Here is a 14,912-nt window from a genome sequence, read left to right on the forward strand (position 1 = left end):
CTATCGGGGGCAAGCCCCCTCCCACATTTTTTTGTGCCTTTCAGGCGGCGAGTTTGCCGCTGGCGATGGCGGCTGAAGCGGCCACCATCGCGCGCAACAGCACTGCACAGCCTGCCGCCAGGTCATCCGGTGCCGCATTCTCGATTTCGTTATGGCTGATGCCGCCTTCGCACGGCACGAAGATCATCCCCGCCGGGCCCAGTTCGGCGACGAAAATCGCGTCGTGCCCTGCCCCGCTGACGATGTCCATGTTCGACAGGCCCAGGCCATTCGCCGCATCGCGCACAGCGTCCACGCAACCTTTATCGAAGTACAGCGGCGGGAAGTCGGCGGTGGGTTCCATCTCAAAGCTCAAGCCGTGTTTGGCGCTGGTGTCCTCAATCACCTTGCGCACCTGGGCAATCATCGAATCCAACCGCGCCGGTTCCAGATGACGGAAGTCCAGGGTCATGCGCACTTCACCGGGAATGACGTTGCGTGAGCCAGGATAGGCCTGCAGGCAACCGACGGTCCCGCAAGCATGCGGCTGATGCCCCAGCGCCGCCGCATTGACCGCCGCCACCACCGCCGCCGCGCCTACCAGAGCGTCCTTGCGCAGGTGCATCGGCGTCGGCCCCGCATGCGCTTCAACGCCGCGCAGTTTCAGGTCGAACCACTTCTGCCCGAGGGCGCCGAGCACCACGCCGATGGTTTTCTTCTCATCCTCAAGAATCGGCCCCTGTTCGATATGGGCTTCGAAATACGCACCGACCTTGTGCCCGCTGACGGGACGCGTACCTGCGTAGCCAATCGCATTCAGCGCATCGCCCACGCTGACGCCGTCCACATCGACCTTGGCCAAGGTATCGGCCAGGGTGAATTTTTCGGCAAACACCCCAGACCCCATCATGCACGGGGGGAAGCGCGAACCTTCCTCGTTGGTCCACACCACCACTTCCAAGGGCGCTTCGGTTTCGAGCTTGAGGTCATTGAGCGTGCGCAGCACCTCCACCCCTGCCAGCACGCCAAAGCAGCCATCGAACTTGCCGCCTGTAGGCTGGGTGTCGATATGGCTGCCGGTCATCACCGGCGGCAAGTTGGGATTGCGCCCAGGGCGGCGCGCGAAAATATTGCCGATGCCATCAATGGTCACGGTACAGCCGGCGTCTTCGCACCATTGCACGAACAGATCGCGGGCCTTGCGATCGAGGTCGGTGAGGGCCAGGCGGCACACGCCGCCCTTGGGCGTGGCGCCGAGTTTGGCCAGGTCCATCAGCGACTGCCACAAACGGTCGCGGTTGATGTGCTGATGGGTCGATTGCAGAACGTCGAGGGCAGCGTTCATGGGGATCTCCTCAGGCTGTATTTCTTATGAATTGACTTTGACGACTACCGGGCTGATTCCGCGCTTGGCATTCAAGCCGTAATACAACAACCCGCCCAACGCCGAACCGGTAAACCAGCCGTAGCTGTAGAACCAGCTGAACGCATCGCTGCCCAACGACAGCAAGGTCAACACCACCGGCACGCCAAAGGCGACAAAGCCACTCCAGTTCCACGCCGGGTACACGTCGTCGCGGTACAAACCGGCCAGGTCCAGTTGCTGTTTGCGAGTGATGAAGTAGTCCACCACCATGATCCCGGCGATTGGCCCCAGCAAGCTCGAATAGCCCAGCAACCAGTTGGAATACACCGTCTCCAGGCTCACGTCCGAGACGATCAGCCCGAGCTTTTTCAGCAGCTCATGGGCCATCAACGCCAGCCCGACCAGGCCGGTGAGGATCACCGCCGTGGTGCGGTTGATCAGCTTGGGCGCGATGTTCTGGAAGTCGTTGGTGGGCGAGACGATGTTCGCCGCCGTGTTGGTGGACAAGGTGGCGACGATGATCAACGCCATGGCCACGGCGACCCACACCGGGCTCTGGATATGGCCGATCAAGGTGACGGGGTCGGACACGCTGACGCCCACTAATTTCACCGAGGCGGCGGTCATGATCACGCCCAGGGCCGCGAACAGGAACATGGTCAGCGGCAGGCCGAAAATCTGCCCGAGGATCTGGTCCTTCTGGCTTTTGGCATAACGACTGAAGTCAGGAATGTTCAACGACAAAGTGGCCCAGAAGCCCACCATCGCGGTAAGGCCGGCCATGAAGTAACCGGTGAGGCTGGCACCTTCGGGGCGTTTCGGTGGAATGGCCATGAGTTCGCTGAGGGAGACATTGGGCATCGCCCACACCAGCAAACCAATGCCCACCGCCACCAGCAGCGGCGCCGACAGGGTTTCCAGGCGCTTGATCGACTCGGCGCCGCGCAGCACCACCCACAAATTCAGGGTCCAGAAAATCATGAAGCCGATCACTTCACCGGTGCCGCCGAGGGACTTCCAACCGTCGAAAATCGAGCCCAGGAACAGGTGAATCGCCAACCCGCCGAACATCGTCTGGATACCGAACCAGCCACAGGCTACCAGCGCGCGTATCAGACACGGCACGTTGGAGCCGAGGATGCCGAACGACGAGCGCAGCAACACCGGGAACGGAATCCCGTACTTCGTGCCGGGGAAGGCGTTGAGGGTCAGCGGAATCAGCACCACGATATTGGCCAGCAGGATCGCCATCAGCGACTCGCCCACCGACAAACCGAAGTACGCCGTGAGTACCCCGCCCAGGGTGTACGTGGGCACACAGATCGACATACCGACCCACAGCGCGGTGATGTGCCACTTGTTCCAAGTGCGTTCATGCACCTTGGTCGGTGCCATGTCGTGGTTGTAGCGAGGGCTGTCGAGGACGTCGGGGCCGGCGTCGAGTTCGTACAGGCCGTTGCGTTCTATGACTTGCGATCTGTTCTGTTGCATGGCCGCTCCACGGTTTTTTCGAATTATTGTTGCTCATCCCACGCTTTACGCAGGATGGCCGGAGTACCTCGTTGACAACACGACATCACGGGCCCGGCCAGCCGCCACTGCACTCAATAATCGTGCCGACCACTGACCTTCAACCCGCACCGCTTATATAACGTGCTGATGTTAATCAGCTTTCCAATTGAGCCTGCGGTACTTGCCGCGCTACTCAGGCTAAATAACGCGAAAGTTGTCCGAACCCTCAGGGCTCAATCTGGTGCATCACAATTATTTTTATTTACCGCGCCCGTCAAGCGGCATATCTCAAGCGTCTGATTTGCAATAAGAAATGTTGCTCATATTGAGAACCTGTCAAGTGCGTCAAAATGGTGAGCGCTCGCTACATTTTGGTGATTTTCAATTTTTATCCATATAAATCAACAAGTTAATATCAATATAAGCTTATAAAAAATATTCTTGCTCATTCTAAAAACTCGGGCTAGTTTCTATTCCTGTCACCGATGACAGGTTTTATGCACCCCACGGTGAACAGCATGACAACACTTAGAACTGGCACAAGCCGGTCAAGCCTTGTGAGGAACTCGACATGTCGCTGTTGATCCGTGGCGCCACCGTTATTACCCATGATGAAAGTTACCGCGCCGATGTTTTATGCGCAGGCGGTCTAATTCGCGCCATTGGCATGGACCTGGATATTCCCGCCGGCACTGAGATACTCGACGGCAGCGGCCAATACCTGATGCCCGGCGGCATTGACCCGCATACCCACATGCAATTGCCCTTCATGGGCACCGTGGCCAGTGAAGACTTTTTCAGTGGCACCGCAGCAGGCCTGGCGGGGGGCACCACCTCGATCATCGACTTTGTGATCCCCAACCCGCAGCAGTCCTTGCTGGAAGCCTTCCACCAGTGGCGCGGCTGGGCGGAAAAGTCCGCATCCGACTACGGCTTTCACGTGGCGATCACTTGGTGGAGCGAGCAGGTGCGCGAAGAAATGGCCGAGCTGGTCAGCCACCACGGCATCAATAGTTTCAAGCACTTCATGGCCTACAAGAACGCGATCATGGCCGCCGATGACACCCTGGTGGCCAGCTTCGAACGCTGCCTGGAACTGGGCGCGGTGCCCACCGTGCATGCGGAGAACGGCGAGCTGGTGTATCACCTGCAACGCAAGCTGATGGCCCAGGGCATCACCGGGCCGGAGGCCCATCCACTGTCGCGTCCCTCCCAGGTGGAAGGCGAAGCGGCCAGCCGCGCGATTCGTATCGCCGAGACGCTCGGCACGCCGTTGTACCTGGTGCACGTTTCAACCCGGGAAGCCCTGGACGAAATCACTTACGCCCGGGGCAAGGGCCAGGCGGTGTACGGCGAAGTGCTCGCCGGCCACCTGTTACTGGATGACAGCGTCTACCAGCATCCCGACTGGCACACCGCGGCCGGCTATGTGATGAGCCCGCCGTTCCGCCCACGCGGGCACCAGGAAGCGCTGTGGCATGGCCTGCAATCGGGCAACCTGCACACCACCGCCACCGACCATTGCTGCTTCTGCGCCGAACAGAAAGCCGCCGGCCGCGACGACTTCAGCAAGATCCCCAACGGCACCGCGGGGATCGAAGACCGCATGGCGCTGCTTTGGCACGAAGGGGTCAACACCGGGCGCCTGTCGATGCAGGAGTACGTCGCGCTGACCTCCACCAACACCGCGAAGATCTTCAACCTCTACCCACGCAAAGGCGCGATCCGCGTCGGCGCCGATGCCGACCTGGTGCTGTGGGACCCCGAGGGCACCCGCACCCTTTCAGCCAAGACCCACCACCAGCAAGTGGACTTCAACATCTTCGAAGGCAAGACCGTGCGCGGCGTGCCGAGCCACACCATCAGCCAGGGCAAGCTGGTCTGGGCCGATGGCGACCTGCGCGCCGAGCGCGGTGCCGGGCGCTATGTGGAACGGCCGGCGTATCCGTCGGTGTTTGAGCAGTTGAGCAAGCGGGCGGAGTATTCCAGGCCGGTGGCTGTGAAACGCTGAGCCCCCCATGTAGGAGCGAGCTTGCTCGCGAAAAACGTTAACGAAAACGCGGGAAGCCTGATACTCAACGGCGCTCTCAGGTTTTTCGCGAGCAAGCTCGCTCCTACACATTGCGTCAGCAAATGCCCGTCAGAGGCAAAATAACCGTGAGGCCAACACCGTGATCCAGACCCTGAGCCACCTCCCCCATCCCCCTGAAGACGGGGCCACCCTCGCCAGCCATTTCACCGACCTGGCACCGCCCCTCACCGCCCGGCAAGCGCAACTGGAAGCCTCGCGCTGCCTGTATTGCTACGACGCGCCGTGCGTGAATGCGTGCCCCAGCGAGATCGATATCCCCTCGTTCATCCGCAATATCCACACCGACAACGTCCAAGGCGCAGCGCAGAAAATCCTCTCGGCCAACATCCTTGGCGGCAGTTGCGCACGCGTCTGCCCCACCGAGATCCTGTGCCAGCAAGCCTGCGTGCGTAACAACGCCGAAGAATGCGCGCCGGTGCTGATCGGCCTGTTGCAGCGCTACGCCATCGACAACGCGCACTTCAGCGAACACCCGTTCCAGCGTGCCGCGCCCACCGGCAAGCGCATCGCCGTGGTCGGCGCAGGTCCCGCAGGGCTCGCCTGCGCCCATCGCGCCGCCCTGCACGGGCATGACGTGGTGATTTTCGAAGCGCGGGAAAAGGCCGGCGGCCTGAATGAATACGGGATCGCCAAGTACAAGCTGGTGGATGACTTCGCCCAGAAGGAACTGGAGTTCCTCCTGCAAATCGGCGGCATCGAGATTCGCCACGGCCAGCGCCTGGGCGACAACCTCACCTTGAGCGAACTGCACCAGCAATTCGATGCGGTGTTCCTTGGCCTGGGCCTGGCCGCCAGCAAACACCTCGGCCTGCCCCACGAAGACGCCCCCGGCCTGCTCGCTGCCACCGACTACATCCGCGAGTTGCGCCAGGCTGACGACTTGACCCAACTGCCCCTGGCCGACCGTTGCATCGTGCTCGGCGCCGGCAATACCGCCATCGACATGGCCGTGCAAATGGCCCGCCTCGGCGCGCGCGACGTCAACCTGGTCTACCGCCGAGGCCTGGCGGACATGGGCGCGACCCAGCATGAGCAGGACATCGCCAAGGCCAATCAGGTGCGCCTGCTGACCTGGGCCCAACCCGAAAAAGTGCTGCTGGATGACCAGGGCCACGTCCGCGGCATGCGCTTCGCCCGCACTCGCCTGGAAAACGGCTGCCTGCAACCCACCGGAGAGACCTTCGAATTGGCCGCCGATGCGATCTTCAAGGCCATTGGCCAGGGCTTCGATAACGAGGCGCTGCACGACCCCCTGGCCCAACAACTGCAGCGCGTCGGCGCGCGTATCTTCGTCGATGAACAGCTGCGCACCAGCATCCCCGGCGTATATGCCGGTGGCGACTGCGTCAGCCTCGGCCAGGACCTCACCGTGCAAGCGGTACAACACGGCAAGCTGGCCGCCGAAGCCATGCACGCCCAACTCATGCTTAACGTGGAGGCTGCGTAATGGCCGATCTCTCGATTGTATTCGCCGGAATCAAGGCCCCCAACCCGTTCTGGCTGGCCTCCGCGCCGCCCACCGACAAAGCCTATAACGTGGTCCGCGCGTTTGAAGCGGGCTGGGGTGGCGTGGTCTGGAAAACCCTGGGTGAAGACCCGGCGGCGGTCAACGTGTCGTCGCGTTACTCGGCGCACTACGGCGCCAACCGCGAAGTGCTGGGCATCAACAATATCGAGCTGATCACCGACCGCTCCCTGGAGATCAACCTCAGGGAAATCACCCAGGTGAAAAAGGATTGGCCGGACCGCGCGCTGATCGTGTCGCTGATGGTGCCGTGCGTTGAAGCATCCTGGAAAAACATCCTGCCCCTGGTAGAAGCCACCGGCTGCGACGGCATCGAGCTGAACTTCGGTTGCCCCCACGGCATGCCCGAGCGCGGCATGGGCGCGGCTGTGGGCCAGGTGCCAGAGTATGTGGAACAGGTGACGCGCTGGTGCAAGACCTATTGCTCACTGCCGGTGATCGTCAAGCTCACGCCGAATATCACCGACATTCGTGTGGCGGCGCGGGCGGCCTATCGCGGCGGTGCGGACGCGGTGTCGCTGATCAACACCATCAACTCCATCACCAGCGTGGACCTGGAACGCATGGTCGCCCTACCGATGGTCGGCACCCAGAGCACCCACGGCGGTTACTGCGGCTCGGCGGTCAAGCCGATTGCCCTGAACATGGTCGCCGAAATCGCCCGCGACCCGCAGACCCAAGGCCTGCCGATCTGCGGCATTGGTGGCATCGGCAACTGGCGCGACGCGGCGGAATTCGTCGCCCTCGGCTGCGGCGCGGTGCAGGTGTGCACGGCGGCGATGCTGCATGGGTTTCGCATTGTGGAAGAGATGAAGGATGGATTGTCACGCTGGATGGACAGTCAGGGTTACACCAGCCTGCAAGAATTTTCCGGGCGGGCGGTGGGCAACACCACGGATTGGAAGTACCTGGACATCAACTATCAGGTCATTGCCAAGATCGATCAGGAGACGTGCATTGGCTGCGGGCGTTGCCATATTGCCTGTGAAGATACGTCGCACCAGGCCATCGCCAGTTTGAAACAGGCGGACGGCACCCATCAGTACGAGGTGATCGACGACGAGTGCGTGGGTTGCAACCTGTGCCAGATCACCTGCCCGGTGGCGGATTGCATCGAGATGGTACCGGTGGACACCGGCAAGCCGTTCTTGAATTGGACGCAGGATCCGCGTAATCCCTACCGGGAGGCGGTGTAGTCCTGTAGACCGCTATCGGGGGCAAGCCCCCTCCCACATTGAGCGCATTATGTCTGAAAGAATGCGATCCACTGTGGGAGGGGGCTTGCCCCCGATGAGGCCCTCAGCCTCACCACAAGACTCAAGGCTCCAACCCAATCCCGCGCAAAATCACCCCGGTCACCGTCTGGATCGCCTTCTCGAACTGCATATCCGACAACGGCTGGTGATCATTCAAAATCTTCACCTGGTGATCAAAGTCGGCATAGTGCTGGGTCGATGCCCAGATCATATACAGCAGGCTCGACGGCTCCACCGGCAGGATGCGTTTGTCTTCCACCCACTGGCGAATCTTCGCCTCCTTCATCTTGGCCCAGTCGTACAGGCTTTCATCCAGCGCCTCACCGAGGGTCGGCGCGCCGTGGATGATCTCGTTGGCCCAGACTTTCGAGCCATAGGGCCGCGTGCGCGAGCGCTGCATCTTGGCGCGGATGTAGCTGCTGAGCACCACCCGCGGGTCATCGAAGGTCTCGAAGCTCAAGGCGTCCTGCTTCCACACCTCCAGCAGATCGAACAGCACGGCGCTGTACAGCTCGCTCTTGGTGGTGAAGTAATAATGCAGGTTGGAACGTGGCAGCTGCACTTCTTCAGCGATATCGGCCATGGCGGTGCTGCCATAGCCCTTTTCGGCGAAGACCTTCTCCGCCGCCAGCAGGATTTTTTCGACGTTGACCCGGCGAATTCCGATCTTGTGATTGCCCATAAGGGCTCCCTGACAACAACATGGGCTAAAGACTACCATCGGCTCTAGACCGCGGCGACAGGCCGCAATGAAAGTTCTTACCTTCACCTTCCCCACGGATATTGGATTGGTTAGGATCGCGGTCCCTATCCAGGATCATTCCCATGCCTATTCGACCTCGCGTACCCGCCGACGACCCGTTGCTGGGCGCCCTGTGGGAGCGCTCGGTACGCGCCACCCATGACTTCCTCCCCGAGGACGATATCCAGCGTTTACTGCCCCTGGTACGCGACACTTACCTGCCGATGCCTGCCCTTGACGTCTGGGTGTATGAAGATGAACAGGGTATTGCCGGTTACATCGCCACCGGCAGGAACAATGTGGAAATGCTGTTTATCGACCCCACGCGCCGCGGCCAGGGGATCGGCCGCCAGTTGCTGGACCACGCCCGTGCGCGCCACGACACCTTGACCGTCGACGTCAACGAGCAGAACCCCCAGGCTGTGGGTTTCTACCTGCACTACGGTTTTGTCCAGGTCGCGCGCTCGCCGCTGGATGGCAAAGGCAAACCGTTTCCCTTGCTGCACATGGCTTTACCGACTCCTCCCACTGAAGGTACGGAACAATGCTGATCAAGAAAACCCTAACCGCCGTCGCCCTGCTCGCCTCCCTGCTCGGCGCCTCGGCGGCGTTTGCCCACGCCCACCTCAAAAGCTCGGAGCCGGCCGCCGACAGCACCGTCGCCGCACCGAAGGACTTGCGCCTGACCTTCAGCGAAGGCGTCGAAGCCACCTTCACCAAGGTGTCCCTGAGCAAGGACGGCACCGAAGTGGCAATCAAGGACCTGGCAACGCCAGACGCCGACAAGAAAACCCTGGTGGTGACGCCCGCCGCCCCGCTGGCGGACGGTCACTACAAAGTGGTGTGGAACGCAGTCTCGGTCGATACCCACAAGAGCAATGGCGAATACAGCTTCCAGGTCGGCCAATAACCCATGGCAACCCTGCTGGTGCTGTGCCGCTTTGTGCATTTCATCGTCGTGCTGCTGATGTTCGGGGCCTGTGTATTCAGGCCCTGGCTCCTGGGCGCTGAACCGCAGGCGGTGCTGGACCGACAAGTGTTGCGCATCACCCGTGGGCTGGGCTGGACGGCCCTCGCGTCGGGGGTGATCTGGTTACTGTTGATTACCGCCAGCATGGCCGGTTCATGGCCGGCGGCGCTGGAACTGTCGACCGTGCAGTTGGTGCTGGGCAAGACCTTTTTTGGCCAGGTGTGGACCTGGCACCTGCTGTTGAATGGGCTGCTGGTCATCGCCCTGATGACCGCGTGGAAGGCCCCGCGCCTGCCGTTGATCACGCTGCTGCTGATGACCCTGGCCCCGGTCGGCCACGGCGCCATGCTCGATGGGCTGAGCGGGCAGCTGTTGATCCTCAACCAGATGGTGCACCTGGTGTGCGTCGGCGCATGGTTGGGGGGGTTATTGCTGCTGGTATTGATCCTCAGGCAGCCACACGGTGTTGAGCTGGCGCCGGTCCTGCGTCGTTTCAGCGGCGTCGGTTATGGCCTGGTCGCGGGCTTGCTGGTGACCGGCCTGATCAATGTGCGCGTCCTCACCGGGCAGCTGTGGCCCACGCCGTTGTTCAGTGGTTTTGCGTTGATTCTATTGATCAAGGTGATGCTGGTGCTGGGCATGTTGGCGCTGGCGCTGCTGAACCGGCTGCGCCTTGATCGCTGCGAACAGCGGCTGGGCAGCTTGAAGGCCAGCGTGATGCTGGAATGGCTGCTCGGTGTTTGCGCCGTCGCCGCCGTTTCACTCCTTGGCACCCTGCCTCCCATGGTCCTGGCGGGCTGAATGTGGGAGGGGCGGTGCGACGATTCGACTTGCCCCCTCCCACATTGACACTGCCCGCTCTGGATCAACCCATACACAGTCATCGTATAACTTCTGCTTGACACCCCGCAAAAACCCCGCAAATATCCGCCCCAATGTTGTACGACGACGTATAACAAATAATAAAAACAACAAATGAAAGGGAGCATCACTGTGAGTCAATTCGCCCGCTATTCTTCCGCGCGTCTCAGTGTTATCGGTCTCGGCAGCCTGGCCTTCACCCTGCCCCTCCTCGCCCAAGCCGAAGGTTTTGTCGACGACGCCAAGGCCACGCTCAACCTGCGTAACGCCTACTTCAACCGCAATTTCACCAACCCGAGCAACCCTCAGGGCAAGGCCGAAGAGTGGACGCAGAGCTTTATCCTCGACGCCAAGTCCGGCTTTACCCAAGGCACTGTCGGCTTCGGGATCGATGTGCTGGGCCTGTACTCACAAAAGCTCGACGGCGGCAAAGGCACCGGCGGCACCCAGTTGCTGCCGATCCACGATGACGGCCGCCCCGCCGACAACTTCGGGCGCCTGGGCGTGGCGTTGAAGACCAAGCTGTCGAAGACCGAATTGAAGGTGGGCGAATGGATGCCGGTGCTGCCGATCCTGCGTTCCGACGACGGCCGCTCGCTGCCACAGACCTTCCGCGGCGGTCAGGTGACGTCCAGCGAAATCGCCGGCCTGACCCTCTACGGCGGGCAGTTTCGCGGCAATAGCCCGCGCAACGACGCGAGCATGGAAGACATGTTCATGAACGGCAAAGCCGCATTCACCTCCGACCGCTTCAACTTCGGTGGCGGTGAATACAGCTTCAATGACAAGCGCACCCAGGTCGGCCTGTGGTATGCCGAACTGAGCGATATCTACCAGCAGCAATACCTCAACCTGACCCACAGCCAACCGCTGGGCGACTGGACCCTGGGCGCCAACCTCGGCTTCTTCAACGGCAAGGAAGACGGCAGCGCCCTGGCCGGCGACCTGGACAACAAGACCGTGTTCGCCCTGCTTTCGGCCAAGTACCAGGGCAACACCTTCTATGTCGGCCTGCAAAAGCTCACCGGCGACAGCGTGTGGATGCGGGTCAACGGCACCAGCGGCGGCACCCTGGCCAACGACAGCTACAACTCCAGCTACGACAACGCCAAGGAAAAATCCTGGCAGGTGCGCCATGACTTCAATTTCGTGGTGCTTGGCATTCCCGGGCTGACCATGATGAACCGCTATATCAGCGGCAGTAACGTACACACCGGGGCGATCACCGACGGCAAGGAATGGGGGCGTGAATCGGAACTGGCCTACACCGTGCAGAGCGGTGCGCTGAAGGATTTGAACGTCAAGTGGCGCAACTCGACCCTGCGTCGGGATTTCAGCAATAACGAGTTCGATGAGAACCGGATCTTTATCAGCTATCCGATCTCGTTGCTGTAACTCCTGTGGCGAGCGGGCTTGTTGTGGTGTGAGGACCGACTGCTGTGGCGAGCGGGCTTGTTGTGCCAAGTGGGTTTTCTGTGGCGAGCGGGCTTGCCCCGCGTTGGGCTGCGAAGCAGCCCCAATCAATCGGAATGCGGAGTATCAGGCACTCCTCAGCGGCTGGTTCTGGGGCTGCTGCGCAGCCCAACGCGGGGCAAGCCCGCTCGCCACAGAAAGCCCGCTCACCACAACAAGCCCACTTGCCACAACAAGTCTGCTTGCCACAGTAAGCCCACTTGCCACAGTAGACCGCTCGCCACAGCCTCGTTACACCTTTTGTCCAATGGCGCGTTGACAACCCAGGGGATCCCTAACAATACTTCGGCATAGTCATACGACAACCTACAACAAAAATTTGGAATCTCCATGACCACGACTACCCCCACTCCCTTCAACCGCCTGCTGCTCACCGGTGCCGCCGGCGGCCTCGGTAAAGTCCTGCGCGAACGCCTGCGCCCTTACGCCCAAGTACTTCGCCTGTCGGACATTGCCAACATGGCCCCGGCGGCCGACGCCAGCGAAGAAGTGCAACCCTGCGACCTCGCCGACAAACAAGCCGTGCATCACCTGGTGGAAGGCGTCGACGCCATCCTGCATTTTGGCGGTGTCTCGGTCGAACGCTCCTTCGAAGAAGTGCTAGGCGCCAATATCAGCGGCATCTTCCACATCTACGAAGCCGCGCGCCGCCATGGCGTCAAGCGCGTGGTCTTCGCCAGCTCCAATCATGTGATCGGCTTCTACAAGCAGGGCGAACAGCTCGACGCCCACTCCCCACGCCGCCCAGACAGCTACTACGGCTTGTCCAAGTCCTATGGCGAAGACATGGCCAGTTTCTACTTCGACCGCTACGGCATCGAGACCGTCAGTATCCGTATCGGCTCTTCGTTCCCGGAACCGCAGAACCGCCGGATGATGCACACCTGGCTGAGCTTCGACGACCTGACCCAACTGCTCGAACGCGCGCTGTATACGCCGAACGTCGGCCACACCGTGGTCTACGGCATGTCGGCTAACCTCGACACCTGGTGGGACAACCGCTACGCCGCGCACCTGGGCTATGCCCCGAAAGACACCTCCGAAGTCTTCCGTGCCCAGGTCGAAACCCAGCCCCCCGTAGCGGCCGATGACCCGGCCAAGGTGTATCAAGGCGGGGCATTCTGCGCCGCTGGACCGTTCGGTGACTGACGCCAGACCAACCCAAGGGAATGAGTGGCCATGACTGCAGAATTGATTGTCGACGCCCGCAATGCCGTGGGCGAGTGCCCGGTATGGGTGCCCGAGGAAAACGCCCTGTACTGGGTGGACATCCCCAACGGTGGCCTGCAACGCTGGAGCGCCGCCACCGGCCATCTCGCTGCGTGGAAAGCCCCGCAGATGCTGGCCTGCATCGCTCGCACCGACGCCGGCAACTGGGTTGCGGGGATGCAAACCGGCTTCTTCCAACTCACGCCGCATAACGACGGCAGCCTCGACACCACGCCATTGGCCAGCGTCGAGCACCCTCGCCCGGACATGCGTCTGAACGACGGCCGCTGTGATCGCCAGGGCCGTTTCTGGGCCGGCAGCATGGTGCTGAACATGGGCGCGAATGCGGCCGAAGGCATCCTCTATCGCTATGCATCGGGTTCAGCGCCCCATGCCCAGCTGGACGGTTTTATCACCCTCAACGGCCTGGCCTTCAGCCCCGATGGCCGCACGATGTACGCCTCGGATTCACACCCGCTGGTCCAGCAGATCTGGGCCTTCGACTACGACACCGAGACCGGCACGCCGTCCAACCGCCGCGTGTTCGTCGACATGCACCAGCACCCAGGTCGTCCCGACGGCGCCGCCGTGGACGCCGACGGTGGCTACTGGATCTGCGCCAACGACGCCGGCCTGATCCACCGCTTTACCCCCGATGGCCGCCTGGACCGCTCCCTGAGCGTACCGGTGAAAAAACCCACCATGTGCGCCTTTGGCGGCAGTCGCCTGGACACGCTGTTCGTCACCTCGATACGAGACGACCAGAGCGAGCAGTCACTGTCCGGCGGCGTGTTCGCCCTCAACCCCGGCGTCCAAGGACTGCCTGAGCCAACGTTTACCCTCTAGCTGCATCGCTGTGCCTTGAATACAACAATAACAACACAGGAGTGACCTCCCATGGACTTCAAACGCACCTTGCTGGCCGCTGCACTTCCCCTGAGTGTCCTGTTCACCGGCGCCGCCCACGCGCTGGAAATAAAATTCGCCGACGTTCACCCCGCCGGCTATCCCACTGTCGTAGCCGAAGAGAACATGGGCAAGGCCCTGACCAAACAAAGCAACGGCGAACTGACCTTCAAGTACTTCCCCGGCGGGGTCTTGGGCTCCGAGAAAGAAGTGGTCGAGCAGGCCCAGGTCGGCGCGGTGCAGATGACCCGCGTCAGCCTTGGCATCGTCGGGCCCGTGGTGCCGGACGTGAACGTATTCAACCTGCCGTTCGTGTTTCGTGACCAGGCGCATATGCGCAAGGTCATCGACGACGAGATCGGCGACGAGATCCTCGCCAAGATCACCGACTCCGAGTTCGGCCTGGTGGCCCTGGCCTGGATGGACGGCGGCACGCGCAACCTCTACACCAAGAAACCGGTGCGCAAGATCGAAGACCTCAAGGGCATGAAGATCCGCGTGCAAGGCAACCCGCTGTTCATCGACGCCTTTAATGCCATGGGCGCCAACGGCATCGCCATGGACACCGGCGAGATCTTCAGTGCCTTGCAGACCGGGGTGATCGACGGCGCGGAAAACAACCCGCCCACCCTGCTGGAACACAACCACTTCCAGAACGCCAAGTACTACACCCTCACCGAACACTTGATCCTGCCCGAGCCCATCGTGATGTCGAAGATCACCTGGAACAAACTCACTCCGGCGCAGCAAGTCATGGTGAAAAACGCCGCCAAGGCCGCCCAGGCCGATGAGCGCGCGCTGTGGGATGCCAAGTCCGCCAGCAGCGAAACCAAGCTCAAGGCCGCCGGTGTCGAGTTCATCAGCGTCGACAAAAAACCCTTCTACGACGCCACCGCAGCGGTTCGCGCCAAGTACGGCGCGCCCTACGCCGACATCATCGCGCGCATCGACGCCGTTCAATAACCTTCCCTGCCTCTCGCAAAAGGCCCGGCGCGGTCGGCATCGACGCGCCCGGTTACGG

Annotated in this window: 13 protein-coding genes; 10 read left to right on the top strand and 3 right to left on the bottom strand. The window is 61.5% G+C overall.

Going from position 1 to position 14,912, the window contains the following annotated elements; all coding sequences use genetic code 11:
* Positions 1–40: 40 nt before the first annotated feature.
* Positions 41–1,324: a Zn-dependent hydrolase gene (locus AB7933_RS21845; RefSeq protein WP_024076290.1), complete on the bottom strand. Its 1,284-nt coding sequence runs from the start codon at positions 1,322–1,324 to the stop codon at positions 41–43.
* Positions 1,325–1,348: 24 nt separating this feature from the next.
* Entirely contained in the window at positions 1,349–2,836 is a 1,488-nt protein-coding gene (locus AB7933_RS21850; RefSeq protein ID WP_024076291.1) for an NCS1 family nucleobase:cation symporter-1, read from the bottom strand.
* A 592-nt stretch (positions 2,837–3,428) separates the two neighbouring features.
* On the opposite strand from AB7933_RS21850, the gene hydA reads away from it, so the two are divergent.
* The 3 genes from hydA (at position 3,429) to preA (ending at position 7,670) form a co-directional block, all read left to right on the top strand.
* Positions 3,429–4,868 (top strand): dihydropyrimidinase, encoded by a 1,440-nt coding sequence (gene hydA, locus AB7933_RS21855; protein WP_024076292.1) that lies wholly within the window; start codon positions 3,429–3,431, stop codon positions 4,866–4,868.
* Between the two features lie 160 nt (positions 4,869–5,028).
* On the top strand, positions 5,029–6,396 hold the full coding sequence (locus AB7933_RS21860; RefSeq protein ID WP_024076293.1) for an NAD(P)-dependent oxidoreductase: 1,368 nt from the start codon (positions 5,029–5,031) through the stop codon (positions 6,394–6,396).
* Positions 6,396–7,670, top strand: a complete 1,275-nt coding sequence (gene preA, locus AB7933_RS21865; protein ID WP_024076294.1) for an NAD-dependent dihydropyrimidine dehydrogenase subunit PreA — start codon at positions 6,396–6,398, stop codon at positions 7,668–7,670. Before AB7933_RS21860 ends, preA begins: the two co-directional genes overlap by 1 nt.
* A 121-nt stretch (positions 7,671–7,791) precedes the next feature.
* Here the strand turns inward: preA and AB7933_RS21870 are convergent, their stop codons facing one another.
* Positions 7,792–8,412: a TetR/AcrR family transcriptional regulator gene (locus tag AB7933_RS21870; protein ID WP_041160967.1), complete on the bottom strand. Its 621-nt coding sequence runs from the start codon at positions 8,410–8,412 to the stop codon at positions 7,792–7,794.
* Between the two features lie 143 nt (positions 8,413–8,555).
* On the opposite strand from AB7933_RS21870, the gene AB7933_RS21875 reads away from it, so the two are divergent.
* From AB7933_RS21875 to AB7933_RS21905, 7 genes are all read left to right on the top strand, one after another.
* Positions 8,556–9,023, top strand: a complete 468-nt coding sequence (locus tag AB7933_RS21875; RefSeq protein ID WP_024076296.1) for a GNAT family N-acetyltransferase — start codon at positions 8,556–8,558, stop codon at positions 9,021–9,023.
* Positions 9,017–9,382, top strand: a complete 366-nt coding sequence (copC, locus tag AB7933_RS21880; protein WP_024076297.1) for a copper homeostasis periplasmic binding protein CopC — start codon at positions 9,017–9,019, stop codon at positions 9,380–9,382. The genes AB7933_RS21875 and copC overlap by 7 nt, the downstream gene beginning before the upstream one ends.
* A 3-nt stretch (positions 9,383–9,385) precedes the next feature.
* The gene (gene copD / locus AB7933_RS21885; protein ID WP_024076298.1) at positions 9,386–10,243 is read left to right on the top strand and encodes a copper homeostasis membrane protein CopD; all 858 of its coding nucleotides are present in this window, start codon (positions 9,386–9,388) and stop codon (positions 10,241–10,243) included.
* A 192-nt stretch (positions 10,244–10,435) separates the two neighbouring features.
* Positions 10,436–11,698 carry an OprD family porin gene (locus AB7933_RS21890; RefSeq protein ID WP_024076299.1) on the top strand — a complete coding sequence of 421 codons (1,263 nt, stop codon included), beginning with the start codon at positions 10,436–10,438 and terminating at the stop codon, positions 11,696–11,698.
* 408 nt (positions 11,699–12,106) lie between these two features.
* Positions 12,107–12,925, top strand: a complete 819-nt coding sequence (locus AB7933_RS21895) for an NAD-dependent epimerase/dehydratase family protein (RefSeq protein WP_024076300.1) — start codon at positions 12,107–12,109, stop codon at positions 12,923–12,925.
* 30 nt (positions 12,926–12,955) lie between these two features.
* A complete protein-coding gene (locus AB7933_RS21900; RefSeq protein ID WP_024076301.1) occupies positions 12,956–13,831 on the top strand; it encodes an SMP-30/gluconolactonase/LRE family protein in 876 nt (291 codons plus the stop codon).
* A 51-nt stretch (positions 13,832–13,882) separates the two neighbouring features.
* On the top strand, positions 13,883–14,854 hold the full coding sequence (locus AB7933_RS21905) for a TRAP transporter substrate-binding protein (RefSeq protein WP_024076302.1): 972 nt from the start codon (positions 13,883–13,885) through the stop codon (positions 14,852–14,854).
* Positions 14,855–14,912: the final 58 nt, after the last annotated feature.

It is taken from the genome of Pseudomonas gorinensis (assembly GCF_042015035.1).
Classification (GTDB): domain Bacteria; phylum Pseudomonadota; class Gammaproteobacteria; order Pseudomonadales; family Pseudomonadaceae; genus Aquipseudomonas; species Aquipseudomonas gorinensis.

Bases quoted from the DNA above. Each gene is read 5' to 3' on its own strand.
- copC (WP_024076297.1), top strand. From the start codon at position 9,017: ATGCTGATCAAGAAAACCCTAACCGCCGTCGCCCTGCTCGCCTCCCTG.
- preA (WP_024076294.1), top strand. From the start codon at position 6,396: ATGGCCGATCTCTCGATTGTATTCGCCGGAATCAAGGCCCCCAACCCG.
- AB7933_RS21875 (WP_024076296.1), top strand. From the start codon at position 8,556: ATGCCTATTCGACCTCGCGTACCCGCCGACGACCCGTTGCTGGGCGCC.
- AB7933_RS21895 (WP_024076300.1), top strand. From the start codon at position 12,107: ATGACCACGACTACCCCCACTCCCTTCAACCGCCTGCTGCTCACCGGT.
- AB7933_RS21900 (WP_024076301.1), top strand. From the start codon at position 12,956: ATGACTGCAGAATTGATTGTCGACGCCCGCAATGCCGTGGGCGAGTGC.
- copD (WP_024076298.1), top strand. From the start codon at position 9,386: ATGGCAACCCTGCTGGTGCTGTGCCGCTTTGTGCATTTCATCGTCGTG.
- hydA (WP_024076292.1), top strand. From the start codon at position 3,429: ATGTCGCTGTTGATCCGTGGCGCCACCGTTATTACCCATGATGAAAGT.
- AB7933_RS21905 (WP_024076302.1), top strand. From the start codon at position 13,883: ATGGACTTCAAACGCACCTTGCTGGCCGCTGCACTTCCCCTGAGTGTC.
- AB7933_RS21850 (WP_024076291.1), bottom strand. From the start codon at position 2,836: ATGCAACAGAACAGATCGCAAGTCATAGAACGCAACGGCCTGTACGAA.
- AB7933_RS21845 (WP_024076290.1), bottom strand. From the start codon at position 1,324: ATGAACGCTGCCCTCGACGTTCTGCAATCGACCCATCAGCACATCAAC.
- AB7933_RS21870 (WP_041160967.1), bottom strand. From the start codon at position 8,412: ATGGGCAATCACAAGATCGGAATTCGCCGGGTCAACGTCGAAAAAATC.